General features: G+C 39.0%; 21 protein-coding genes and 2 riboswitches. Of the genes, 7 read left to right on the plus strand and 14 right to left on the minus strand.

Annotated features, from left to right (window positions below):
- Positions 1-59 precede the first annotated feature (59 nt).
- Positions 60-1,385, plus strand: a complete 1,326-nt coding sequence (locus PGLA_RS00650) for a DUF2515 family protein (RefSeq protein WP_068527287.1) — start codon at positions 60-62, stop codon at positions 1,383-1,385.
- Positions 1,386-1,401: 16 nt separating this feature from the next.
- Here PGLA_RS00650 and PGLA_RS00655 read toward each other — a convergent pair whose 3' ends face one another.
- The 13 genes from PGLA_RS00655 to PGLA_RS27785 all read right to left on the minus strand — a co-directional run bounded on the left by PGLA_RS00655 (position 1,402) and on the right by PGLA_RS27785 (position 20,386).
- Entirely contained in the window at positions 1,402-3,033 is a 1,632-nt protein-coding gene (locus PGLA_RS00655; protein ID WP_068527289.1) for a putative polysaccharide biosynthesis protein, read from the minus strand.
- Between the two features lie 62 nt (positions 3,034-3,095).
- Positions 3,096-3,581 (minus strand): DUF456 domain-containing protein, encoded by a 486-nt coding sequence (locus tag PGLA_RS00660; RefSeq protein WP_068527291.1) that lies wholly within the window; start codon positions 3,579-3,581, stop codon positions 3,096-3,098.
- A 128-nt stretch (positions 3,582-3,709) separates the two neighbouring features.
- Positions 3,710-4,456: a Cof-type HAD-IIB family hydrolase gene (locus PGLA_RS00665; RefSeq protein ID WP_068527293.1), complete on the minus strand. Its 747-nt coding sequence runs from the start codon at positions 4,454-4,456 to the stop codon at positions 3,710-3,712.
- 56 nt (positions 4,457-4,512) lie between these two features.
- Positions 4,513-6,564, minus strand: coding sequence for a peptidoglycan D,D-transpeptidase FtsI family protein (locus tag PGLA_RS00670; RefSeq protein ID WP_068527295.1), 2,052 nt, complete (start codon positions 6,562-6,564; stop codon positions 4,513-4,515).
- 202 nt (positions 6,565-6,766) lie between these two features.
- Positions 6,767-7,123 carry a helix-turn-helix transcriptional regulator gene (locus PGLA_RS00675; protein WP_068527297.1) on the minus strand — a complete coding sequence of 119 codons (357 nt, stop codon included), beginning with the start codon at positions 7,121-7,123 and terminating at the stop codon, positions 6,767-6,769.
- A 177-nt stretch (positions 7,124-7,300) separates the two neighbouring features.
- A complete protein-coding gene (locus tag PGLA_RS00680; RefSeq protein ID WP_068527298.1) occupies positions 7,301-7,969 on the minus strand; it encodes a hypothetical protein in 669 nt (222 codons plus the stop codon).
- 217 nt (positions 7,970-8,186) lie between these two features.
- Entirely contained in the window at positions 8,187-12,749 is a 4,563-nt protein-coding gene (locus tag PGLA_RS00685; RefSeq protein WP_068527300.1) for a collagen binding domain-containing protein, read from the minus strand.
- 135 nt (positions 12,750-12,884) lie between these two features.
- A complete protein-coding gene (locus tag PGLA_RS00690; protein WP_245699645.1) occupies positions 12,885-13,490 on the minus strand; it encodes a class D sortase in 606 nt (201 codons plus the stop codon).
- A 213-nt stretch (positions 13,491-13,703) separates the two neighbouring features.
- Positions 13,704-14,840 (minus strand): response regulator, encoded by a 1,137-nt coding sequence (locus PGLA_RS00695; protein WP_068527305.1) that lies wholly within the window; start codon positions 14,838-14,840, stop codon positions 13,704-13,706.
- A gap of 126 nt (positions 14,841-14,966) precedes the next feature.
- Positions 14,967-15,773, minus strand: a complete 807-nt coding sequence (locus PGLA_RS00700; protein ID WP_068527306.1) for a transglutaminase-like domain-containing protein — start codon at positions 15,771-15,773, stop codon at positions 14,967-14,969.
- 14 nt (positions 15,774-15,787) lie between these two features.
- A riboswitch (cyclic di-GMP riboswitch) is annotated at positions 15,788-15,869 on the minus strand.
- Positions 15,870-15,997: 128 nt separating this feature from the next.
- A complete protein-coding gene (locus PGLA_RS00705) occupies positions 15,998-19,081 on the minus strand; it encodes a hybrid sensor histidine kinase/response regulator (RefSeq protein ID WP_245699646.1) in 3,084 nt (1,027 codons plus the stop codon).
- Between the two features lie 262 nt (positions 19,082-19,343).
- Positions 19,344-20,015 carry a hypothetical protein gene (locus PGLA_RS00710; protein ID WP_068527308.1) on the minus strand — a complete coding sequence of 224 codons (672 nt, stop codon included), beginning with the start codon at positions 20,013-20,015 and terminating at the stop codon, positions 19,344-19,346.
- A 206-nt stretch (positions 20,016-20,221) separates the two neighbouring features.
- Positions 20,222-20,386 (minus strand): hypothetical protein, encoded by a 165-nt coding sequence (locus PGLA_RS27785; RefSeq protein ID WP_161487816.1) that lies wholly within the window; start codon positions 20,384-20,386, stop codon positions 20,222-20,224.
- A 135-nt stretch (positions 20,387-20,521) separates the two neighbouring features.
- Here PGLA_RS27785 and PGLA_RS00715 point away from each other — a divergent pair, with 135 nt between their 5' ends.
- The 6 genes from PGLA_RS00715 to queF all read left to right on the plus strand — a co-directional run bounded on the left by PGLA_RS00715 (position 20,522) and on the right by queF (position 24,436).
- A complete protein-coding gene (locus PGLA_RS00715) occupies positions 20,522-20,950 on the plus strand; it encodes a hypothetical protein (protein WP_068527310.1) in 429 nt (142 codons plus the stop codon).
- A gap of 34 nt (positions 20,951-20,984) precedes the next feature.
- A complete protein-coding gene (locus PGLA_RS00720; protein ID WP_068527312.1) occupies positions 20,985-21,689 on the plus strand; it encodes an AIM24 family protein in 705 nt (234 codons plus the stop codon).
- A 112-nt stretch (positions 21,690-21,801) separates the two neighbouring features.
- Positions 21,802-21,845: riboswitch (PreQ1 riboswitch) on the plus strand.
- 103 nt (positions 21,846-21,948) lie between these two features.
- A complete protein-coding gene (queC, locus tag PGLA_RS00725) occupies positions 21,949-22,611 on the plus strand; it encodes a 7-cyano-7-deazaguanine synthase QueC (RefSeq protein WP_068527314.1) in 663 nt (220 codons plus the stop codon).
- A gap of 2 nt (positions 22,612-22,613) precedes the next feature.
- On the plus strand, positions 22,614-23,123 hold the full coding sequence (gene queD, locus PGLA_RS00730) for a 6-carboxytetrahydropterin synthase QueD (protein WP_068527315.1): 510 nt from the start codon (positions 22,614-22,616) through the stop codon (positions 23,121-23,123).
- Positions 23,116-23,892 (plus strand): 7-carboxy-7-deazaguanine synthase QueE, encoded by a 777-nt coding sequence (gene queE / locus PGLA_RS00735; protein WP_068527317.1) that lies wholly within the window; start codon positions 23,116-23,118, stop codon positions 23,890-23,892. Before queD ends, queE begins: the two co-directional genes overlap by 8 nt.
- A 46-nt stretch (positions 23,893-23,938) precedes the next feature.
- Entirely contained in the window at positions 23,939-24,436 is a 498-nt protein-coding gene (queF, locus tag PGLA_RS00740) for a preQ(1) synthase (protein WP_068527319.1), read from the plus strand.
- A gap of 71 nt (positions 24,437-24,507) precedes the next feature.
- Here queF and PGLA_RS00745 read toward each other — a convergent pair whose 3' ends face one another.
- The gene (locus tag PGLA_RS00745) at positions 24,508-25,341 is read right to left on the minus strand and encodes an EcsC family protein (protein ID WP_068527320.1); all 834 of its coding nucleotides are present in this window, start codon (positions 25,339-25,341) and stop codon (positions 24,508-24,510) included.
- Between the last annotated feature and the right edge of the window lie 18 nt (positions 25,342-25,359).

Here is a 25,359-nt window from a genome sequence, read left to right on the forward strand (position 1 = left end):
AAGTCAAATTTTTGAGACATACTGAGAACAAGAACTTATCGTTAGAAAGGAAGTTATATATGTCTTACAAGCATTCTGATTCCCACTTATTTGGTGATATGTTAAGTCTTGTTAAGACTCTTCCACAGCAAACTACGCAAGCGCTAAAAGGTAAATATGCCTGTTGGAAATTGTCCCGCCCATTTCATAAACATCGCAGGAACTTGAACTGGAATGAAGCCGCAGCCCAAATCATTAGGGATCAAGTAGAACGGACCGTGGATGAAATGAGTCGATCCAGAAACATCAACATCTACAAAGAAGAAGTCAATCAACCTCCCTTCACGGAAGCTGATGATGCCATTCTGAGACAAATACAAATCGATACCACAACGGCAAACAAAAGCAATATTACGCGTACCCAAGCCTACCTGCAATGCTATGAATCCAATCCCGAGCTCCACTGGGCGTTGTTAGCCCATATGGTTTCACGTAACGGAGGATGGAACATGAGTGACTTGAAGGGTGGTTTGGTAGCCGATCTCACGAACACCTCCCTTAGAGATGACATTTATCGAATGTTAGAACGCTGCAATGCGCTTATTTTCCAAGATGCCTATCCTCAACTTCAACTTTACTTACATAGTAAGAAACAAGGTCGCAGCTACTTTCATCTATTACCTAAGTTTCACGTATCCTCATTCATGAATTCCTTCTGGAATAACTTTTGGATTGATCGAAACAGTGCCTTATTAACTGTTGGATTGATCATTAATGAGCAGACCTATATTGAGGGACGAGTCGTTCAACATAGCTATTTCCAGAAAAATGTCTTTCAAAAACCCGAATATAAGCTCCATCATCTCGCGCATGTGAATCAAATCCTATTTCCTTTAGATAAAATATGCTCTAACGCTATCGATGACAAAAAAACTACCCCCTCCCCAGGATTAGTAGGCTTAGTATTAGAAAACTTCGGAAATATAGAAGAAAGAATTAATCTTGGGAAGTCTCTATATGGGCTACTCTTTGGATACAGAGAGGTCCTAGATCATGTGACTTCATATGCAAAGAATACGACGTTCCAAGGCTCAAGAAGTGAATACTGGCCCCATTTATTCACACCGGACAGAGAAACAGCTCTGAACTCCCCATTAGAGAGTTCAGAGCTGTTAGAACACGAATGGTTACCACCCGGACAGAAGATTTATAGTCCTGTTCTTAATCATGTGTGGTTCGATATGCCTTATGACCCTATTCCCCACTACGATTGGCTGAAGAATAAGAATGTTACTCAGTATATCTCTAAGCCTTCACGCCCTATTTTAATCGAGATGAGTCATGACCACCGATCTGCTATTCAGAAGACCGCGTTAGCTCATGATATCGTCCGGGGATTCACATAGCACCTATGATATAAAACTACCCTTTTTCATAGTTACGAATACGCTTTGGTTGCAGTCGCATAAGTGGCTTAAATACTTTTTGTAGCATTCTTGGATAACTGGCAAGTTCATGTTCCCGCAGAACGCCTAGCACAATTAACATCACCAAGTAAATAATGACGACGACAGCTCCTACGATGAGACACGTGATTAGATAAGCCAATCTTGCTGGCATAACATGTACAAGTTGAATACCTGCTTGGTTCAGACCATATCCCACGCCGCCAGACACGATTACCGTGATTAGGAAGCTAACCCAACGCGCTCCAAGTATAGAGAATGGTACGATAACTTTAAGCAATCTGACATTGAGCAGTGTAATGACAAGAAAACAAACGCCCGTAGCTGCAATAATACCGTATACGCCAAAAAACGGAGCTAAAATGTAACTCGCTGCAAGTTTCACTAGAATACCAGCCATCACATGAACCATTGATACCCTTGCCTTACTGAGTCCTAACAAAATCGAATTCGATGTCATCATCGTGATTTGAAAGATCGTTCCTAATGTAAGAAGCATGATTATTCCGCTACCATCTAAGCTGCTGAACAACAAACCATTTACAGAATAAGAAGCCGCACAAAGCGCTACAACCATTGGCATACCTGTTAGAATGGCAATCCTCATGGCCAATGTGATTTGCTGCTTCAGATATACCTGATCACGTCGTGCAAAAGCTGCAGATATAATGGGAATAAGTGATGTACTGAGAGCGATAGCTAGAATAGGAGGAATACCCGCCACAGGCTGTGCTCTGCTTCCCATAATACCTAGAACTTGTGTTGCATAGGCATCCCCCGATTGCCCAATTAACAACCCTTTTATAATGGTAGAATCAATGAAGTTCACTGCTGGGACAGCTAATGAAGTTAATACAATCGGGATAGACAATGTAAAGATATCTTTATAAATTCGAAGCATAGGAATTGGAGAATCTTGTCCTTCTTGAAGATGCAGTCCACGATCTTGCTTACGCATTTTAAGCGTGAAATACAACATAACCCCGAAGGCACCAATACTTCCTAGTACTCCGCCGAACGATGCTCCTGCTGCAACTGTACTATCATCAGAGCCCGTACGGAGCAATACGTAGGCCAGAACGATTGCTGTACCAACTCTCGCAACTTGTTCAACAATTTGCGAGATGCCACCAGCCATCATATTGTTACGTCCTTGGAAATATCCACGCATCATTGCAATGGTAGGAAACAACAATAGTGCAGGTGCCAAAGTACGGATAGCAAACGCCGCTTCTGGCGTCTTCGTACTTCTAGCATAATACGGTGCCCACACGTACAGTAACACTGTCATAATGACCCCAATGACTGCTGAGAAAATTAAGGCAGCATGATAGATTCTCTGCGCCTCATGAGGTTTCTCCAACGCATAACGTTCGGAGACCATCTTGCTCAGTGTACTTGGAATACCCGCGGTTGCTACCGTTAATAACATCAGATAAATATTATTGGAAATGGTAAACGATGCATTCCCCACATCACCAAGCATATGCTCCAAAGGCACTCGTTGAGCCAAACCCAGCACACGTGCCACCAAAGCTGCTGCTGCTAGAATAAGCGTGCCTTTAACAAAAGATTCTTTCTTCACCAAAACCTTTTCCCTTCTTTCTCACGAAAAGACAGCTCTCATTACCACCATTACATAACGTACATTTAATAGATGATGATCCATATAAAGAAGATCACAACCATAGCAATCTGTAGGATGATCTTCATGACCATACTGCTGAACAAGCCAACTAAAGAGCCCCATCCAACTTTTACTGATTTGTTTACAGATGAACCCGATAACAATTCACCGATGACAGCCCCGAGGAATGGGCCAATGATGAGCCCGAAGGCAGGAATGACGAATGGACCAATAATAACACCTATGGTACTAAGTATGACCGACAACCGAGAGCCACCGAACTTCTTAGTCCCCCAAGCACCTACGACGTAATCTGCTACAATTAGCACGACCACGATTAGCGTCTGAATGATCCAGAACATGACTCCAAAGGAGTCAAAACTAAAGAACCAACCATATACAAAGAAGGCCAAATAAATCGCAAGTGCACCTGGAAGTATGGGATATACAGCTCCAGCAAGTCCCACTGCAAATAAAGCGATGATGAGAATCCATCCAAGTAGGACCATTTAGTCAACTCCTTAAAAGTTTTTTGAGCGACTCTCCTTGATTTAGCATCGAAAAAACTTACTTCGGAAGCATACGCTTTGTTTTTATTTTTTTGAGCTACTTTTCTGGAACTAGCTTCGGAAGCATCCTATAACTCAAAAATATACTTCTTAATCACTTCTACAATTCCATCATCATTGTTGCTCGCTACGACAACATCGGCGACGTCTTGTACTTGCGCTTGCGCATTTCCCATTGCAACGCCAAGTCCACACTGCTGAATAGCGGCCACATCATTCAAGCTATCTCCTACTGCAATAACTTCTGACATCTCAATATCTAGTAACTTACATACCTCGGCAATACCTGAAGCCTTATTACAGCCCTCCGGATTAATCTCAAGGTTGAATGGTGAGGAGTTCGTAATCTCAAGTCCATCCATGTCCTGTAGCTTCATCAATATTTGATGCCGGATATCGTCATCCTCCGTATGATAACCAAATTTTAACCACTCACTATCTTCAAGATGCTGATTACTCCAGTTGTCTTTATTATAGACATCCTGTACGGAATAAGCCCAGAACCAAGTATCAAAAGATAACGCAATTTCATGTAACTCTTTAATCCGCTGTACATCAAATAAAGAACGACGATGAAGTTGATGGGGTGCCTTCCAAACTTCACTCCCATTCACCGTGACCATAGGCGTTGAGAGCCCTAATTGTTCGCCAAATGGTAATGCACTTTCGAAAGATCGACCTGTAGAAAGACATACATGCACACCTCTATCGGTTGCGTTCTTAATCCATTTCATCGTTTCTGGTGAAATCTGATGCTCATCATTTAGAAGCGTGCCATCCATATCTAGTGCCAAACACTTATATTTCATATTCATCGTAGTTTCCTTTCCAGTACATTCTTAACAACACATTTCGTACATTGAGCTAAGATTTACTCCACACTTCCATCACCTGTGGTATCCTTCTTGCCCTTAGGTATTCCGTCCAATCCATAAACTTCATCATAAGCATCAAAAATTTTACGTGCAACTGGAGCGGCACTTTGGGATCCAAAGCCACCTTCAGGAATCATAACAGCTACAGCCAACACTGGATTTTCCCGTGGAGCATAGGCAATAAACACACCGTTATCTACTAATTCCCTACCTACTTGTTGGGTAGAGGTTCCTGTTTTCCGAGCAAAGTCATAAGGAAAGTCGCCAAATGCAGACACTTTACTATTCATACCTCTTTTAACCACATTCCAATAGGACTTCTCGAAATCCACGACATTCAACACTTCAGGTTGGAATTGTTGGACCACATTTCCAGCATTGTCAGTAATTTTACTCACAATCTGAGGCTTCATTCGTTTCCCTTCATTTGCAAGTGTAGCTGTATATTGTGCAAGTTGAAGTGTTGTATATTTCCCCTGCTGTCCGAATGATGCATACGCCATCCTAGACTGCGTACTTTCATTTTTGTTCATATACTCACGTAATCCGTTCTGCTCTCCAGGGAGACCACTTCCCGTAACAACACCGAGACCGAAATCCGTCATATACTTATCCCATTTATCAATGGCTCCAGCTCCATATTTACTATTTAGGGGAAGCCCTACTTTATCCACCATAAACGCATTTGATGAATGTTCAAGGGCTCCAGCAGGGCTCAAAGGACCATAAACATGCCCTCCCGAATTCTGAATTCGAGCCTGATGCCCTTCCTTACCAAAGTAAGCCGCACCTTTGTCATAATACGTATAATTCTTCGAAAAGAATCCTTCCTTTAAGCCAATAAGCACACTAAGAGGCTTAATCGTTGAACCCAAAAGAACAACAGACTCTGGATGGTATCCTTTTTTACCCGAATTAAAAGAACGAATGGTTCCATTCTGGTAAATATACTCAATATTTTTCCAATTATCTGAAGATACGGCTCCCGATCCCCAAACATTGGTATCATAATCTGGCATACTAGCCATAGCCACTATCTTGCCGGTCTTCACTTCCATAGCCACAGCGAAACCAGTGGTAGCATCTCGATGTAGTTTCCCAGATACAGCATTCTTATGTAACCAATCTAATTGGTCCATAATCGCTTGCTCTGTCTTCATTTGAACCTCTTTGTTAATCGTTGACCACACATCATGTCCTTTTTCGGGAGGGATGATATCATCCACACCTTCAGGCATATTACGAGGATCAACAGGTATTTCCATATATCCATTCTTTCCACGTAGCTCATCTTGGTACATCAATTCTAATCCATCAAACCCAACAAACTCGGATTCACTATACATTAAACCCGGATCTTTCTGAGTACCATTCTTCATTTCATCCGTAATTGTCTGATATTTATCTAATGTTTTAGATCTTTTGAAATCTTTAATATAACCTATGGTTTGAACAGCCACGGTGTCAGGATCATATTGCCTCTTATTTTCTTCAACAATCGTAATCCCTTGATATTCGGATTTATGTTCCATAAAGTAAGCATACTCTTTATCCGTAATATCCATCTTAATTCTTCTCGGTACATACCCAGAATATAATCTGTAGTTTAAGTCCAACGCCTTCAAGATATCTTCTTTAGTTAAGATTTCCCCGTTAGGGTCACCATATTCTTTAAAAGCCGCTGCTAAATCCTCAGCCAACTTCTCAACTTCAGGATAGTTGTCTCGCTTCTTGCCACCTTCAAGATCACTATAATTACTCTTCAAAGTAACATACATGGACAGTGTTGGTGTAGAATAGGCCAACTTCACACCCTTGTCATCATATATAATCCCTCTAGCTGGAGAAATAGGTACATTCTTTACATCTCTACTCGTTTCTTCTCCTTTTAGCATCGGGCCCTCAACAAACTGTAATATAGCCAAACGTACGATAATAACACAAAATATAAGGAACGTACTGAAAAAAAACAGATTGATACGCAGATTAAAACTATCTTTATGTTTAGGTGATTCTTGCTGCGTTCGATCCGGCACGTAGTCGCTCACCGGTTGTCCTCCTTTAGATATTAACCACTCTCAATGTTCATTTTCGTGAAAATGTCTTTCTCATTCTATCATAAAACAACACTACCTTCACCATCACCCATGTTCTTAACATCATGTATCATATCTTATGAAACAGAAATATAAGAGGCTAAATTGTCATTGTTGACAATTTAGCCTCTTATTTTCATGCATCCTTGAAGAATTATTGGAAATCCGAATTATTTTTATAACTTACAGCCATAACTTTTTCATATGCGCTTTCGAAATCTTCAGGAAGGAGAGGTTTGATCTGTTCCATAATATTGGATAGTGAGGCAAAGGCTTGCATTTCTTTCTCCGTCCAATCTAACGGATATAATGAAAAATCACCAATGAACTTATACCCCTTACCATACCCTTGGTGAACGATAGGAATATGCATCGCACTCAACACATCCATATCACGATAGATGGTACGTTCAGTTGTTCCACATCGTTCAGCAAGCTCACGAGCTAGAACTCCAGGCATGGCTTGTACAAGAGTAATGATACGCATGATACGAATTAGTCTGTCTGTCATATTTTCCCCTTGGATGTAGTTATTTGTACTCATATAAAAATACTATAACTAGTCCTTTCGACTATTTACCAGGGATGTCCTTCTTTTCAAACTTCAAATCATGCAACTATTTTCCTATTATATTTGATAGTCCCTCGCGAGTACCATCATTCATTTACCCTTCAAGTAATACTATAGTTATGTACCTCCATATATCTCAATGATACGATACAGCTTTTCTGCCTCTTCAATCAGACTCATATCACCTGATTGAACAGCACACAATAACAATTCATCTCCTTTCCTTCTTAATATAAATTCGGCATATTCTGGATCGCCTAATTCGTATATTTCTATCGCTTCTTTCATTATCGTAGAAGTTTTAAGAAGCTTCACTTGCTTCTCAACTTTAAAGTTGCCTGTCTTTCGCAGGAGTCCCAAATTGTATGTATAATTCATATAAATCTCCTCAACAGCTTGTTCCTTCATTCGTTCATTATTAGAGCCTTTGTATCTCCATTGGACAGATATCACAGGACGTTTACACGCGAAATGTGGCTTAAAGGAGCATTCAATAACTACACTCTGCTTCTTATCAGTATATAAATGTCCTAGTGAAAGTATTAAAGATGATTGTGGTGGTCCCAAAACTCCTTTACACCCGTAAGTACGAACAACTTTGATACCTGGTTCGAGCCATATATTCAATTCCACATCCCGTGCATAAAGTTTAGACACTGATGGTGTACGGTTTGCGTTCAGTTCAGACATATTCCACTCAATTAGTAAAAATACACTATCGGCTCCGGTAGCATATATATATGAATGGTTCCATGTATATGTAGCTTTAATATTTGCTATATACACCCCTCCCACCTCCTAGTTCTTACTAATATACCAATATCAGAATGACATCACCTTGTCAGGGAACACATGTTTCCGGAATAATTAACGATCCCCCCTCCACCTAGCCAACTACACGTCAAGACTCCACACATAACATAATCCTCATCCCTTTGTACTGTAAAAAAAGGGCTACCTCCTCATAATGAGGAATAGCCCTTTTGGTACGCACATATTCTCATTACTTTCTCTGCAACTGTTTCTTTCTGAAGAATAACAACAGAGCACCTAAAATGATGAATCCGAATCCTGTAAGTTGAAGCGGTAGATGACTTGATTCTCCTGTTTGAGGAAGTGTATTTTGGGAGTGAGTTTTACCTGTGTTCTCAGAAATACCATCTGTTCCACCTCTAGGTATATCATTTACATCAACCTCAACGAGGACTTCCTCTTCATTTCCATCTTTATCGGTAACGATGATCGTGAATGAATCTTTACCGACATAGTCTTTTTTAGGTTTGTATACCCAATTTCCTTTCGGATCTACAGTGACCTTTCCGTTCTTAGGTTGTTTGCTTATCTTCGGTGTAGTATCTTTTGGAACTTCAACCTTGCCTTTAACTGGAGTTTCTTTCGTTGTTACCACTTTCTCATCAGGTATTACCGGTTTCACTGGCTTAGGATCTATCGGTGTACCCGGAGTAGGATCTACCGGTTCACCTGGTTTTGGATCCACTGGTGTAATCGGAGTTGGGTCCACTGGTATGATCGGTGTTGGATCTACTGGTATGCCTGGGTTACCTGGTCCAGTTGGACCACTTGGATCTACTGGAGTTGAAATTCTATTGTTTGTCTTTTCGACTAATACAGTTTCAGTTTGCTTATCAGTGATCTCAAATGCTACTGGTGTTTTGTCTAATAGATAACCAAAAGGTGCTTTAATTTCAATGAGCTGATATTTATTTGATACTAAACTTTCTAACAATAGTTCACCATTTACATCAGTCGTTAACTTAGCTTCATCTATGCCTGGAACAACTTTATACACAAAGTTTCCATCTTTATCAAAAATTTTCGTCTCTTCTCTTAATTCAAAGACAGCCCCTTGAATCTTCTGACTTCTGATCGAATTATATTTGGTTAATTTGACTGAACGATCGTTTTCTTTATTTTCAATCGTCAATGTTGTTTCTGCTTTTGTAATTAACACTTCTCTATTAGCTACTTCAATAACGTAACCGTCCGCTTTTGTCTCTACCACTGTATATGGACCATAAGGTAAGTTAGTGAACTCGATTACGCCGTTTATATCAGTAGTTTTAGCAGCAACGACTACATCTGCATGATCACGAAGCTCAAATTCTACACCTTGTATAACTGACTGGTCCTTAGCATTAACCTTTGTGATAACTAGCTTACCGTCGGTACCTTGAGCATTCTTGTGGTCTAGTTCTAATACTTTGGTTTGATTAGCAACAATCTTAACAGCAATCGGTTTAGCATCGACTACATAAAAGTCTGGAGCTGCTATTTCTACTAATTCATAGTCTCCTGAAGGTAGATCACCTTTAGCAATTCTTCCAAGGCTGTTTGTTGTTAATGTGTCGATTAGCGTTCCATTCAATTTCAATTCAAAAACTGCGCCTTTCAACTTCTTCGTTGAATCAGTTGCGTCAACTTTCGTTAATTCAAATCCTTGACGAATAGTTTCATTTATAATTGTAAACGTGTTTGATACATCTTTAAACTTAATCTCTTTGCCTTTTGGAGCTCCAAACTCGGGATCAATTAGATAGCCGCTCGGCACTGATACTTCTTTTAACATATAAGGCAGCCCAGCATTTGTATTATTATACTTATAGTTTCTAGTAGTTGAAACTTCTCCATTTACATCTGTCGTAAGTTTTTCAAGGAGAGTCGTACCAGATGCATTATAAAGTTCGAATACGACGCCTGCTATCGGTTGATTTAAATCATCTATTTTAACAATTTTAATCTTCCCAATACCTGTAGACGCCCCTCCGCCTGCTCCAGCTAAAGAAACGATTACGCCTTCTTTACTATCTGAACCTTTTACAGTAGAAGATTGACCTGCAAATTCGACTTTATTCTCGATTCGTTGGCCCGTATCCGTGTTAATATACGATTCATACTCCAAAATATAAGCAGTGTTCAGTGCTTTCTTGAATGTTATAATAAATGTGTTTCCTGTGACTACTAAATCATAGTCATTTTTATCTACTTTAACATTTGTTTTATTAATAGTACCGCTATTATTTGGAGATATATCCGTTTTATAGAGCTTTAACGAATCTTTAAGCAAAATTTGTTTATCGGATAATGTATCTGTTAATATTGAGCCAGCTGCCACGTAGGATTGGCTACGGTTAATATTAACGGTCCAAGAAGCAATATCTGATCCTAGGAACTTTTGTTTACCTGTTTTGTTAATATACTCTCCACCGTTTTTAGGTGTTACACTAATTGATTTTGTAAAACGTTGAGGTCCATTTTCACCGTCATGCATCGTTGCATTATTCGAATATGTGCCTTTGACTGGATAGTTACCATCAAGACTTGTTTTGTACGTAATTCGATATGCATTTTTACCAATAGTATTCAGATCTAATACAAAACCTTTACCATCAGCATTTAGTTGAAATTGTCCTTCTGTTAGCGTAACTTCGCCACCAACATCTGTTACCTTGTTATTAACTGGGTCAAGTGTCAACTTACTCACTTTCAAAGAATTTTCTACAAATGTTTGATCACCTGTATAATTATCTTTGATCACCGCATCTTGAATATCGAAAAGATTGTAGTTCACATCAATCATCCAAGTGATTGTTTTGTCTTTGGCGTTATAATCCCCTTTTTTATTGCCATTTTCAAGGGTATAGCTTTCCGGTGTTACATAATCATACTCTGTGATTGGTGTTGGATCCGGTGTTATACCAGGTTCTTTCCAACTTAATGTCGCTTTATTTTCATACTTATTATTTGTTGGCATTCCTACCGTAGGGTCAAACGATGTAGTATACGTGATTACGTATTTCGAATCAATGGACTCTCCAGCTTTGAGTTCAAGTGTAAATCCTTTTTCATATGCTAAGTCATTCAAATCTGCTGCTTTAAGCTCAAATTTTGTGGAATTTTGAATAGCTTGTCCATTAATTTTTATACTATTTGGATCCAATTTCATATGTTTCCCAACGTAATTATCCGTAATTACGATATCAGTCATTGTATTCAAGTCTTGATTCAGAACAATCTTCCATTCAATTGTTTTCTTCTGGAAGTCGGACTTGCTTACACTTTTCTCAAAGATGACTTGATTGATGTTCTTTTCTCCTTCTTTTGACGTGCCATCGTGCATCGTTACTTTATTTTTGACTGTAGTGTCCTCATAGACGCGATTTATTGCCTTAGTTTGATATTCGATTTCATAAGCTTTATCAATTTGATTGTTAAATTTCAGCTTGAAACCATTATCAAAACCAGTACCGACTCCAGTTAAATTATATTCACTTGCGGCAATAATGGTAGGATTTACACCCTTACCACTACTGTTGATGTCAACTTGATAAACTTTCACTGAGCCCGCAACTAATTTATATTTTGCTGTATCAAATGTATCCTCTATCCATGCATTGGTTACTGGAATCGTTTGTTGATTATAATTGTATTGAACTTTCCAAGTGATGGTTTGCGTTATCGGATCATAAGCACTATTAGAACCCGATTTACTTAGGGGTTCATTGAAACTCACAGTCGCCTTGCCAATGGCAGTATCATTGATGGTTCCACTATTACCAGTAAGTACAGCTTCATTAGCGAATTCCCTATTTGTAAATGGAGCTGTACTTGGTGCTTTAACACTTGTCGTATATGTCACTCTGTAAGCTTTATTGATATCACCTAAATGGACAGGAAATGCTGGTTCAGTTGTAACTGTTGTTCCTTCCTTTACTGTCCCGTCTATTTGAACTACCAACTGACGAACTTCAATGTTACCTTTAAGTGTCAATTCGGATGGAAGGGTATCTGTAAGTACAGCGTCTTTAATTTCTTTTTCACCTTGGTTAAAGTCAACCGTCCAAACAATTTCATCTGAATTAAAGTTGTTTTTATTGGCCTTCCCTGTTTTCGTCAATCCATCTTTTGCAGTATTAGCAAAGTGAACGTCGATAACACTTTGTCCAACTGAGGTAAAGTCAATTTTATATTCCAAACCATCATTAAGTTCAGATTGGTCAAACGCTAGCCAGACATAGAAATTACCATTTAATTTTTGACCCTTTATTGCATCATTAAATATGAATGTTACTTTTCCAGTTGTTGATACTACATAATCTCCAACTCCACCAGTTAGTGTTCCCTTTAATTCAATTGGAATATTAAATTCTTTAGGAAGACTAAATGTAAAGGTTGAACCATCATCATACTGATGTATTTCACTTAGTAATGACCAGTCAAAAATGATTGCTACTTCATCTTCGACTTTTGGTCGAATAGTTTGTATTTCTACTCCCTGGGTAATAATAGAACCATCCGTCTCATTAACAAGAGGCTTTTTGTCATACATCTTCACATCTGTGATGAGATTATCAGTGATTTCGTAGACACTTTTCGTGACACTCATACCCAAATTACCTTCAGATGTTTCTCCAATGACACTCTCTTGAGTGGGATTCATTGAACCCTCCAGCTCATCACTAGCAATAACCATTGAAGCAGGTAATACGAGATTTAATACCAAAGATATGACTAACAATAAATACATTATCTTACTACGTTCCTTCATAATTAGATCTTCACCTCACCATTTATTTGTAAACACGATACTTTTAGTTCAGTTTATGTACCCAAAAGCCATCCCTCCCTCTATTTCTCACACGTTGCGGACCAAAAGGATAATCCCCTGCTGGAAAGCTCTAACCTATTCTATTATTTTTGCTTTAATAATTAGCCGATGAGTAGGATTGATCATAGGATCACAGGTGACTAAGGTCAGTTCCCTATCACTTCCAACCCCCTCCAATACCCACACCTCTTCCGGTGTTACACGCAATTTCTCCATAACTGTATATTCAAATTGATCTTCTCCGTTATCAATTTGGATCTTATCTCCTTGTTCAAGCTCATCTAGTCTATTAAGGTTTCTTCCAAAGGTGCGATTTCTATGTCCAGCGAGAGCATAGTTCCCAACCTCTCCTAGTTGCCCTGTATTTACAATACTAGCCACACTAGTCTTCATATTGCTCTTAGTTGCACCATGGAGAATAGGCAATTGTAAATTAATCCTTTTGATATACAAGATGCCTTCCATATTCTCATTGTTACTAGAGTCCAACTTCACATTAGTCTCGTATAAGTCATTTACTTCATTGTCGGTGACGATGTTGTCAGATAACACATCCCCATTTATCGATTGAGAGGAATCGGCTCCATTATCAATATTTTGGAGGCTAATCTGCCACTCCCTAACCAGCTTTTCCTGCTGATAATTTTCATACATTTCAGAAAGTTTTGGATAACACAGCATAATGATTCCAATAACTATGAATAGTAAGGAAACATTCCTCGATTTTATTGTCATATTATGTACATTCCTAACTCCTCAATTATTAAATCCACATCTTATTTCTAATCTTGTCGACAAAGCCTATTCTATAAATCTATTATAAATGTCACATCTCAACAAATTCTCGACAAAAAAATTATCATAAGATGTTCTCCTACGTCATTAGAACTTATTTCAAGATTTATTTATTTTTCCATCCCATTGATTATACCAATCTGTAATATAGCCTCTCGGTGGTTCATTAAATTCATTCCATAGATTAGTAATCAAAGAACTGTACTGTTGATCAACCAAGACATGATTGTTCATAGAAGCATATATTTTCATTAAAGCAAAATAAGCCCGTTCCTCCTGCATATGCTGATTACATATTTCAAGAAACCAAACAATGGCCTTATCCAACTGATTATTATTCTCATACAAATCCGCAATTTTATAAGAAATACTAAGCCATAATTGCTTCAGTCGTTGGCGCTCATTTTCTGCCCACCAATAATCATATTCTTGCAAATAGTGGCCCGTATATAATTTCATAATTTCCATATATTGGTCTATTGTTTCAAATGATAGAGACGGTGCCGATTCTATTTGACTCTCCCATTCTTCAACGTCTAATAGAACATGATCGATATTCAGAATATAGCCTTCCATCAAATTTATAATTTGAAAATTTTCACCACCAAATCGTGCCATTGTCTTACGGATATGATAGATTGCAGTGTATAATTGTGAATACACTTTATCCGGTTCGTACTCCGGCCACAGCAAGTCAATCAATACGGATTTACGAACGAGTTGGCGCCGGTGTTGTAGCAAATATAGAAACAACTCCTGAGATTTTGTCGTGCGCCATTGAATCACAGAAAATTGTCCATTTGACGCTTCGACTGTCACCTGCCTGAATATATTCATCCTCATCGTATAGGTCTTCATCTCAGCTGAGTCTTGTTTAGATTCGTGTTCGCTAATACGATTAATCGTTTTGATCAATCGATCTGCTCTAATCGGTTTCACTATATAGTCCAAGGCATTAAGTTCAAAAGCTTTAACTGCATATTCATTATACGCTGTTACAAACACAATTCTCAGATCAGGCTTCTTCTCCAAAATCTGTTCAGCTAACTCAATCCCGTTGATTTCAGGTAAACTAATATCTAAAAAAACCAAATCCACATCTTTAAGAAAAATCTCACTTCTTCCAGCGATTGGATCTATGAATTTACCTATGATTTCTATATTATTTATTTTCATAAGTTGACGCTCCAAATAATCCACAGCAAGCTGTTCGTCATCTATAATAATCACTTTCATCTCGAATTCTCCTTACATCATGGATTTTAATATCGACAAATTTCTTGTGGTAAGAATAGCACATTTTTTCAAAACAAAGAAGCTTCGAACATGGTGTTCGAAGCTTCTTCAACAAAACTCATGCAGTTAATATTGCTTGGAAGCAACGTATCTGGATGTATCCTTTATCATCGTAAAGACTGTAGTCGTACCCTTCCATCCTGCATCAAGCGTTGTATCAATAGTAACCCACTTGTTGTTTAAGTAGACTTCATTCCACGCGTGATAGGTATCCACATAACTGGTCTTACCCATAACAAGTTTAGTAGGAATATCTACACTCCGAAGCATTGCTGCAAACAACGAAGAATACCCATAACAAATGTCCTTTTTTGACGAAAATGTATCATCGATTCGAGGAGAATAATCCATAGGAACCTTAGCTGCAAGATTCTTATCATATTTAATATTGCTAATCACATAACTATAAATTACATTTACCTTTTCGGTATCCGTTGCTAGATTCTTCGTTAAATTTCTCGCCATTTGAATGGCTTTATTCGTACTGTTCCAATTCACATTCTGAATCGAATTCAAGTATACTGTCGTACTATCAGTCAAATCAAGCATAACTGTGTCCTTATGTACTACTTGATATTTATTACCCTTTGTTTGTTCCACGATGCTAACGTTATAATTGCCATTCCCTAATTGAAGAGGAAAAACCTCGCCTTGCTTGTCTCCAGTTAAACTATAAGTATATTGTTCCCCACCCTTAGCGATCAATAACTTAGTATTCACATTATACTTCACATCGTACTTCACACTAATGATACCCTTATTTACATTGGCTTCATTTAACCATGTATTTCCCACAGAAGCATGAACTACCGCACTACTAAACAATGGGCACAAAATCACAAGTGTAACAACAAATAACTTAAATTTTCGCATGATAAAAAACTCCCTTCGGTGGCCAGGCTGCCATTTTTTCAAGAAGGCCCTATAGCTTTGCGTCCCTAGCTTTCGATAGGTTTGCCATTATCGTATAAAGTTCTATTATAAACCAACAACTTTCCATATTTTACGTTACAGAATAGCTTTAATAATATCATATACTCCAGTTATTACAACAGATTTCTTCTATTGGACCCACACAATGACACCGCATTGTACTACTATTTGGATTTGGGAATTGTAAAAGATACAGTAGTTCCCTGATCTAATGCGCTACTAATTTGTAATCCAATACCGTAGGTTTGCTTCAAGCGCCGATCTGTGTTGAGCAGACCGATTCCTCTCATTTGCTGAGGATGGCTAATAAGTAGACTTTCTACCTTCTCCACATCCATCCCCACACCATCATCTGAAATGGATACTTCTACGTAGTCATCATTCTCAGAGATTCCTATCGTAATCGTTCCTCCACGCGCACGTGTTAGAATACCATGTCTGACGGCATTTTCTAAAAGAGGCTGGATCGACAGCGGTGGAATTTCTATGTTTATACCTTTTTGCACATTCCAAACCACCTGCAACCTGTCTCCAAAACGTTCTTGTTCTATGTACACATAGGATTCAAGCAATTCAAGCTCATGATCCAATGGAACAACTCGCTTCAAATTCTTATCAGCAAAGCTCGTACGTAAATAATGACCGAATTTCTCAAGCAAAATGACCATTCTTGTTGTATCCGTATCGCTAAGTGAAGCAATCGTATTCAACGTATTAAATAAGAAATGTGGTTGGATTTGAGCTTGAAGCCATGCTGCCTCCATACGAAGTTGCTCAGTTACAGACTGCCTTAAATCTATTAAGCCCCGAACTCGTGTTTTTAATTCCAAAGCCCTCACCGGTTTGGTCACATAGTCGTTAGCTCCTGATTGAAATCCATGATACACATCTTCGGATTGACTTCTTGCAGTCAAAAGGAGGATCGGCAACTCTGAAATAGTGAATTTCTCCCGTATCGCTCGTGATAGCTCATATCCCGACATACGAGGCATCATCACATCAGTTATTATTAAATCCCATTCCTCTCGATCTAGGCAGATTAAAGCTTCCTTTCCACTTGTTACTACTGTCATATCGTAATGATCTGCAGATAGCATATTTCTTAATATTTTTAAATTCACAGGATCATCGTCTACAGCTAATATCTTGGGCCTTCGTACATCAGAATTGAAATCAGGTGCTGTCCATGCACGATTAAAATCCATTATCACTTCGGGTGATATCACATGATCAGTGGAAATAGCTGATCTTTCAGACTCGATAATTGGTCTTTGCATCGTATTATTGTCGATGGGTAGTGTAAAGTTAAACACAGAACCTAGATCAAGAGAAGATTTCACCTCCAATGTTCCTCCGTGAAGCTCGACTAGCCGTTTGCAAATACTAAGACCTAGTCCCAGACCGCCACCTATAGCAGTCATACTAGAGTCTCCCTGCTCGTAAGGATGGAAAATCTTCTGTTGCTCCTCTTCACTTATACCTATTCCTGAGTCCTTAATATCGATATAGACCATATCATTCCGAATACCACTATGAACGACAATCAAACCCTCATTCGTATATTTAATTGCATTGTGTACCAGATTAAACAAAATTTGAACGAGACGATTCTCATCAGCCATTACGTTAGGAAATGGTTCAGGCATATCCATCACTAACTCTATCGGTTTGCCCTCAGTCATGAAGCGAAGGATATCAAATACACCGGAAACAACTCCCTGAAGATTCAGACTTTGTTTGTTCAACTGAACGTCTTGTTCCTTCAGCCGAGTAATATCTAGCAAGTCATTAAGCATCAGTGACATCCGCCGTCCAACGGTAGTAATTAGTTCCAAATGACTCTTATTCTTCTCATCTAATGTGTCCTTACCGTCCTCAAGAACAGTCTGGGCCATATTAATCATCCCGTGCAACGGATTACGTAGTTCATGCGAGGTGTTTGCCAGAAAATCATCCTTAAGCTTATCTGCCTTCTGCAGCTTAATAGTTAAATTCTCCGCTCGAGTTGTGGTTTGGAAAAAGCGAATAAACCAAAATGAAGCCAGACCAAGGAATGCAATGATCATGTCAAAGGGATAATAGGGCATGTCTAGCCAATATAATTCTCTGATTAAACCACCTGTAAAAATATTAGTGGAAATAGCAACTACGGAGAGCAAAAGGACAATCGCTTCTGCTTTCTCTCCCTTGGTAATCGCCTTAAGTATACAAGCAGGAATCAACCAGGTAACGATCATCACGATGAAGAATAGCAATACTTTTCCCAGAATAAAATAACCTTCCGGCAACACAATGAACACCATGGTAAATATAGCGCATAGCAGAGTAATCCAACGAAGGCGCCTGTCTTTCTTACTATTGTTCAGTAAATTAATCGCACAGAACATAAAAAACAGGGATGCACCCACATAAGATACTACATAAAGTTTAAACGACCATTCTAGATCCAAAGGTACCCATGCCAGAAGTATTTTATCATCATCCACCAACGTTGAAATGAACATGCAGCATATGGCTCCAGCGAAATAAAACACTACTTTTTCCCGAGAACCAAGAACATATATAATACATGCGTACAGTCCGTGCAGCAGAAGAACAATACAAACAATGATCTGCATGCTTTGTGAGAATAATTTTTCATTAGCTACCGCAGTAGTCGTTCCAAATTTAATAGATTGGATGATACCTCCCGTGTTCGAAAGCTGATAGTTAGAGACGTGAACCACAATTTCTATCTCTCTCGTATCCGTATGAAATGATGAAGAATAAGGAACATTCCTAGCTTTATTATCCTCTACTGTTTCTGTCGGAAAACCCATTTCTTGTTTCAAATTACCATTTATGTATAGTCTAGACGCTGTTAGAATGTTTGGAATACGAATCCCGTACAATTGCTCTTCATCATGAATCAACACTCTCAAACGATACGTTCCAAATCCATATTTTGAGTTTGTACCCATGACACTATTCCAATTACCTGGAACTTCAATCCAACTTCTTGGTAAGTTCAGATCAGAAGAAGATTTGAATTTCTCCGGCTTTAACAAAAGACTAGGATAAAACTCCCATTCACCATCCAGTGTAATCTCCTGTCGATCACTAAAATTCCATTGGCTCAAGTCTATTGTTCCCTGCTCCGCCCTAGGATGATCGGGGATACTATGAAATGAAATCCATGCTATTCGTAAAGTAGTAAGTACAAGAAAGAACATGACGGCAATAAGTACAATCTTCCTTTTTGACATCATCTAATTATTCCAACCTTGCCTGCACGATAAATCGGTTCGTGGACTTCACTCGTGGGATCACCTGTGATTGAAGAGAAAAGTTATAAATCAGATTCTGCTTCAATAGCTTCTTGCGCAAATCTTCAACTCCTTAACTAATATTCCTTTTGTTATGTACAACGGTCCGTATCCATTTTTGCTTTATTATATTATTAAAAAAACCGGTCGTCTATTAAACGAACCGGTTCGCTGTATGAATTGTTATGACCATATTACAATTAGATTAACTTACAATTTTCATAATAATCATTAACGCAATCGTGTAAATCCCTATTGCACCAGCAGATATCTTCATTTGTTGACTAGCATTAGCATTATATAGTTGAAGAACTAATGTATTTGTACAGACTAGAGCTAGTAGTATAGCAACCACTAAAATAATGAAGGCTAGTTGCATTGAAATGAATGCTATTATGGCAGATAACATGAATGCAACACCAAATATAAGGTGGAATGAACCTATCTTAGCCGTAAAATCTTTCACGTCCAACTTCTTTTTAGTTACGAATTGAGCTACAAACCAATAGGAAGCCATAAGGGCTAGAATAGATAACAAACCTATCAATAAAGATCGTCCTCCAAGAGAAGCTTGGGCCAATAGTGCGCTTCCAATTCCATACTCACCAAACGAATTTGATATGATTCTATCAAGTGACAATGCAAACAAGAAGAACCCTAACACGCTCATTCCTATACCGATAAGACCATAGATAAATCCACCATTAGAGCTATTAAGTTGGACACAATTCATTGGATGTCGTAGTATCTCTAGAAGAACCTGAAAATCCACTTTTTTAAGCAGGGTTTCCTTAGTTGACGCAGTTGAACCAACGAACGTACATTCATGTACATTACCTTCTGCTAAAGATTGACCACATTTACTACAAAATGTCATAATTTCATATTCCTTTCCTACTTCTATTTTTCACTCTGACTTCCTTCACTATATAAATAGGTTCTAACAATATGTAGTATACTGAATATTCTTGTGAATATGTGTCGGAAAATGTCGTCATGCATAAATCTATTATCAGCCAAAAAAATCCCCTCATCTGAGGAACTTATTTATTCATTTCATATACTAATTTCACTCATCATCATCTATGTAGTCAGTCGTATTCTCAGCGATGTTATGAGAGCTTCTATCCGAATAAGATCCATTAATATAGGTGCAAAGGTAACTTTATCAATAAGAAGCACGTTACCAACAGGTTCGCCGTTAACAGTAACCAACAATTTTTTATGATTTTCCTCTTTATTTTGCATCCTTTTCGTGCTCCATTAAGTATTGTATAGATATATATAGCCCAAACCTAGCAACACAAAACCATGATGACAAATTTCATAAGCCGTGCCTTTGGTAAATTATTTAACAAATCCACATTCTTAGGGGTGACGACGATGAGTTGGCCAATGCTCTTTCATAGAGTCGGAAAGACTAGCTTATTAATCTTCATTATTTGTATTTGTTTCTTTCAATCTAATAAAGCACACGCAAATTACTTCACTGATTTCTATAATGGATTAGAGCAATTCTCTGAACTTCCATCTGAAATAAACGAGTTAAAGAACAGCTACGAACAGTCTCGTGCTGAGCTAAATGAAGCGAAAGAAAATGTTCAAGCCTATGCAGAGCAAAATATTCAGCTCATGGAACAGAACCGCCAACTTACGGAGACCGTTCAATTATTAAAAGAAGCAGAGATATCTCGTCAAAATCGAGCTCATCAAATAAAAAGTGTCGTCATTTGGGCGATAGCGCTAGCGGTAGGTTATTTTATTCTTACACGAACGATCCGATTCGCAATGAGACGCTCAAATAAGTGGTAAGTACATATAACGTCTGTAATGGAGGTTCCATTTCGTGAATATACAAATCAACAATGACAACAATGCTCCTATTGGACAAGCAGTCACCTTCTCGCTTATGAAAGGAGATCTCGTCCATATCCTCCATCCTGAACAGATCGTTGCATATCGTGGACCTTCTAACGGACGTAATGATCGATTCATGAATATGAAACGCATGTATCGCAAGAGGAAGATAATACAGTCCGACATGACTGGTCCCTCTCAATTTGTTGCCGCTCTGCCTCCCGGGTTTGCTATGCAACCAATAGATATTAATGAGGGTAGTGATCTACTTTATGATTTCAGAAGTTTATTCTATTTTAGCGATGGAATCACGATGCAGACACGAATACTAAGTATGAAGAATATACTCGTGACTCACGATATCATTAAAGTAAAGTTCTCAGGTACAGGGCAAATAGGTATCCTCACACAAGGACCGGTATGTCAAACTGAACTTCATCCTACAGAGCCCGTATATATTGATGCTGGAAGTCTGATTGCCTATCCTGAGAATGCCAATCTAGAGTTGACCGTGTATGGAAATACGTTGGCCAGCCAGCGTATGAACTATCATTGGAAAATGACTGGTAAAGGTACCGTACTCTATCAAGCAGGCCGCCAGAATCGGCAATTAGAGAAGGACATGGAGAATGACGGATTTATAAAACGAGTGCTTAGAGAGATCATTCCTTTTGGTAATGTTTTTATTAAATGAGCGACCGATGACATCTTTAAACCACGTCATTATTGATATGTGATTATTTATGCTATAATGGTGTGGTTCCACGTTATCCGACTGGAACAATTGAAGATAATCCATGCGTTGCATGGAAGAGGTTCGCGAACTCCCTCTATAAAAAACTATTCACCTTATTTTGTTTTGATAGAAGTAAGGCTTGTTTTTGTGTTGGAATCAAGTTCATGAATCTCTTTTTCTTCTGTGAATCTAAAGAAGAATGAGAGGTTTTTTTGTGATGACTAACGACAAAGCGGTCGTCGTATTTAGCGGCGGTCAAGACAGCACTACCTGTTTATTTTGGGCTTTAAAAAATTTCAGTGAGGTTGAGACAATCACCTTCGACTACGGTCAGCGTCATAAATTAGAGATTGAATGTGCTACTAGCATAGCAACTGATCTCGGTGTGAAGCAGACCATTCTCGATATGAGTCTATTGAATCAACTTGCCCCGAACGCACTTACTCGTCATGATGTTGACATCGCTCACGAAGAGGGGCAACTCCCCAACACTTTTGTAGATGGACGCAACCTTCTATTCCTGAGTTTCGCAGCGATTGTTGCCAAACAAGCAGGTGCAAGGCATCTAATTACAGGCGTATGCGAAACTGATTTCAGTGGCTACCCCGACTGCCGTGATGTGTTCGTTAAATCTCTCAATGTCACACTCAATTTATCTATGGATTATGATTTTGTAATCCATACACCCCTCATGTGGCTTAACAAGGCGGAAACATGGCACATGTCAGACCAATTAGATGCATTCAACTATATCCGAGAGCGCACACTAACATGTTATAACGGGGTTATTGGTGATGGATGTGGAGAATGCCCAGCATGTAAGCTTAGAAAAGCTGGTCTTGATCAGTATTTAGCTACCTCTATCCAAGGTGGTGCTTAAACATGAATTATACACCTGGAGTATTCCGAATTATCGATAACCTTCAACGCTTCGGAGAAGATATTCAACATGACGAGCTAAAGTATCACACCAAAAGAGTACTCGTCTGTAAAGAATTTACCTTCGACGCAGCTCACCATTTACATGCCTATGAAGGAAAATGCAAGAATCTTCATGGCCATACGTACAAAGCGGTCTTTGGAATCAGTGGTGTACCGAATGACATTGGAATCACCGTTGATTTCGGTGAAATCAAGGACATTTGGAAAGATCGTATCGAACCCTATCTCGATCACCGCTATCTTAACGAGACCTTACCTAAGATGAACACAACGGCTGAGAATATGGTCGTCTGGCTGTTTGAACAAATGGAGCAAGCACTTCAGGGCTCTATTCACCTCAACCATGAAGACATTCCACATTCGAATGTTATCCGTACAGAGTTTGTAAGACTATACGAGACTCCTACCAGCTATGCTGAATCAAGACGGGAGTGGATGCTAAGTGAGTAGTCAGAATTACGATAAACGTAAGCCTGATGATCATAAGCTTGGTCGTCCCCTCCCGGTTCTTGAAATATTTGGACCTACTGTCCAAGGTGAGGGGATGGTCATCGGAAGGAAGACAATGTTCGTTCGTACCGCCGGCTGTGACTATCATTGCTCTTGGTGTGATTCAAGCTTCACTTGGGATGGGAGTGGGAAAGATCTTATTAAGCTCCTAAGTCCTGAGCAAATCTGTCATGAACTATATCAAGTAGGTGAAGATCGATTCTCACACGTAACGCTATCTGGAGGAAACCCAGCCTTACTTCCACAACTCGGAGAATTAATACAATTGTTACACGATCGGAACATTACCGTGGCAGTAGAGACCCAAGGATCTAGATGGCAAGATTGGCTTATAGCGGTCGACGAAGTGACACTATCTCCTAAGCCACCTAGTTCGGGTATGGAAACGGAGTGGAAGATGTTAGACATCATCGTAGATAACTTGAGGCAACGCCCTGCGAGATATTCCCATAGCTTGAAAGTAGTTATTTTTGATGAAGTAGATCTAGACTATGCCACTACGGTTCATCTTCGTTATCCGGAGACTCTGCTATATCTACAAGTAGGAAATTCGGATGTCCACACGATGGATTCAGTACAACTCACAACAAACTTATTACAGCGTTATGAATGGCTTATTGATAAAGTCATGGAATCCTCTACTTTAAATAATGTTCGGGTATTGCCTCAGCTTCATACTTTAGTGTGGGGGAATAAACGGGGCGTTTAATACGGAATACAAACATAATAAATCGAACCCAAAAAGGAGTATCATCATGCCTGGAAGACAACCTATTGAAATGGAAGACCTTACGCTACTAGGAAACCAAGGAACTAAATACCTTGTGGAATACGATCCATCCATTCTTGAAAGTTTTGATAACAAACATGCATACCGCGATTATTTCGTCAAATTTAACTGCCCTGAATTCACAAGTCTGTGTCCTATCACTGGCCAACCTGATTTTGCCACAATCTATATTAGTTACATGCCAGATGTTCGTATGGTAGAGAGTAAATCACTAAAGTTATACTTATTCAGCTTCCGTAATCATGGCGATTTCCACGAAGATTGCATGAACGTTATTATGAATGATCTCATTAAACTGATGGATCCCAAATACATTGAAGTCTGGGGTAAATTCACTCCACGTGGAGGAATCTCCATTGACCCATACTGTAATTATGGACGTCCAGAAACGAAGTATGAAGAAATGGCACATCATCGCCTGATGAATCACGATATGTATCCCGAAACAATAGACAACAGATAATAGTAAATAAGCGGGGGGATGTCCCTAACCATTTCATCAATGATTATTTGGCCATCCCCCCAAATGTTATTTTATATTTGTTTCAGATCCTCGATCTTCCTTAGAATTCTTCGTTTCTTATACAGCATCTTACCTGCCTCAGATACATCCTCAATCGTTGCTTTATTACTAATAGATCCGAAGACAATACCAGCAACCGGAACAAGTTGAAACAATTTCTTCCACCCGAAGCTATCCATATAAGTCTGAACAACTTCTTGCCATCCTTTTAGTTGAGAGAATACTTGTCCCTCGCGTTCCTCATCATCAAATAGCGCTAATTCTTCAAGAATCGCCTTCTTCCCTACGACATCTGCTGAGGAGAACTGAAGGCACTTAACAATAAATATCCGTTCATGCTTGTCATTAGGATCAAAACCATAGCACAACGCTAGCTCTTGCAATACTTTGAGCGAGAGACCCAGAACGAGGGGAATATCCGCAGCCATGGTAAATACCCCACCAACACCTATTGTCGCTCCTTGGGCAGCTGCAAATTTAACACGTCCGGATATCAAGTCATCTGCAACATGATCCAATAAAGCCAATGGTAAATTACCCACATCTTGAAGCGTCAGAGTCCCCTCTGCGGTATGATTAGTGCTAGTCTGTGATGCTTTTTCTAAACGTTTCATCATCGTTTTGTGGTGTACCAAGTACTGTCCACCCGTCTGAATAAAACTTCCGATCTCATTTATCACGCTTCCTAACTTTTCACGTATCCCTTTTGGTGTTATTTTATCTAAAAGTAAAAAAGGTACTCGTCCAATTTTCTCCCATATAAACACCTTCTTCTGTGTCTTCTCCCACTTAATAATGTTACGAAGTTCCTCCTGCAACTGTTCAGATGTCTCTTGATCATCCATTGACGCTAACCTCCCTAT

Origin of the sequence: Paenibacillus glacialis, from assembly GCF_001637205.1 — a bacterium.
GTDB classification, from domain to species: Bacteria; Bacillota; Bacilli; order Paenibacillales; family Paenibacillaceae; genus Paenibacillus_AQ; species Paenibacillus_AQ glacialis.

Bases quoted from the DNA above. Each gene is read 5' to 3' on its own strand.
- PGLA_RS00650 (WP_068527287.1), top strand. From the start codon at position 60: ATGTCTTACAAGCATTCTGATTCCCACTTATTTGGTGATATGTTAAGT.
- PGLA_RS00660 (WP_068527291.1), bottom strand. From the start codon at position 3,581: ATGGTCCTACTTGGATGGATTCTCATCATCGCTTTATTTGCAGTGGGA.
- PGLA_RS00665 (WP_068527293.1), bottom strand. From the start codon at position 4,456: ATGAATATGAAATATAAGTGTTTGGCACTAGATATGGATGGCACGCTT.
- PGLA_RS00675 (WP_068527297.1), bottom strand. From the start codon at position 7,123: ATGACAGACAGACTAATTCGTATCATGCGTATCATTACTCTTGTACAA.
- PGLA_RS00685 (WP_068527300.1), bottom strand. From the start codon at position 12,749: ATGAAGGAACGTAGTAAGATAATGTATTTATTGTTAGTCATATCTTTG.
- PGLA_RS00690 (WP_245699645.1), bottom strand. From the start codon at position 13,490: ATGCTGTGTTATCCAAAACTTTCTGAAATGTATGAAAATTATCAGCAG.
- PGLA_RS00695 (WP_068527305.1), bottom strand. From the start codon at position 14,840: ATGAAAGTGATTATTATAGATGACGAACAGCTTGCTGTGGATTATTTG.
- PGLA_RS00700 (WP_068527306.1), bottom strand. From the start codon at position 15,773: ATGCGAAAATTTAAGTTATTTGTTGTTACACTTGTGATTTTGTGCCCA.
- PGLA_RS00705 (WP_245699646.1), bottom strand. From the start codon at position 19,081: ATGATGTCAAAAAGGAAGATTGTACTTATTGCCGTCATGTTCTTTCTT.
- PGLA_RS00710 (WP_068527308.1), bottom strand. From the start codon at position 20,015: ATGACATTTTGTAGTAAATGTGGTCAATCTTTAGCAGAAGGTAATGTA.
- PGLA_RS27785 (WP_161487816.1), bottom strand. From the start codon at position 20,386: ATGCAAAATAAAGAGGAAAATCATAAAAAATTGTTGGTTACTGTTAAC.
- PGLA_RS00715 (WP_068527310.1), top strand. From the start codon at position 20,522: ATGAGTTGGCCAATGCTCTTTCATAGAGTCGGAAAGACTAGCTTATTA.
- queC (WP_068527314.1), top strand. From the start codon at position 21,949: ATGACTAACGACAAAGCGGTCGTCGTATTTAGCGGCGGTCAAGACAGC.
- queD (WP_068527315.1), top strand. From the start codon at position 22,614: ATGAATTATACACCTGGAGTATTCCGAATTATCGATAACCTTCAACGC.
- queF (WP_068527319.1), top strand. From the start codon at position 23,939: ATGCCTGGAAGACAACCTATTGAAATGGAAGACCTTACGCTACTAGGA.
- PGLA_RS00745 (WP_068527320.1), bottom strand. From the start codon at position 25,341: ATGGATGATCAAGAGACATCTGAACAGTTGCAGGAGGAACTTCGTAAC.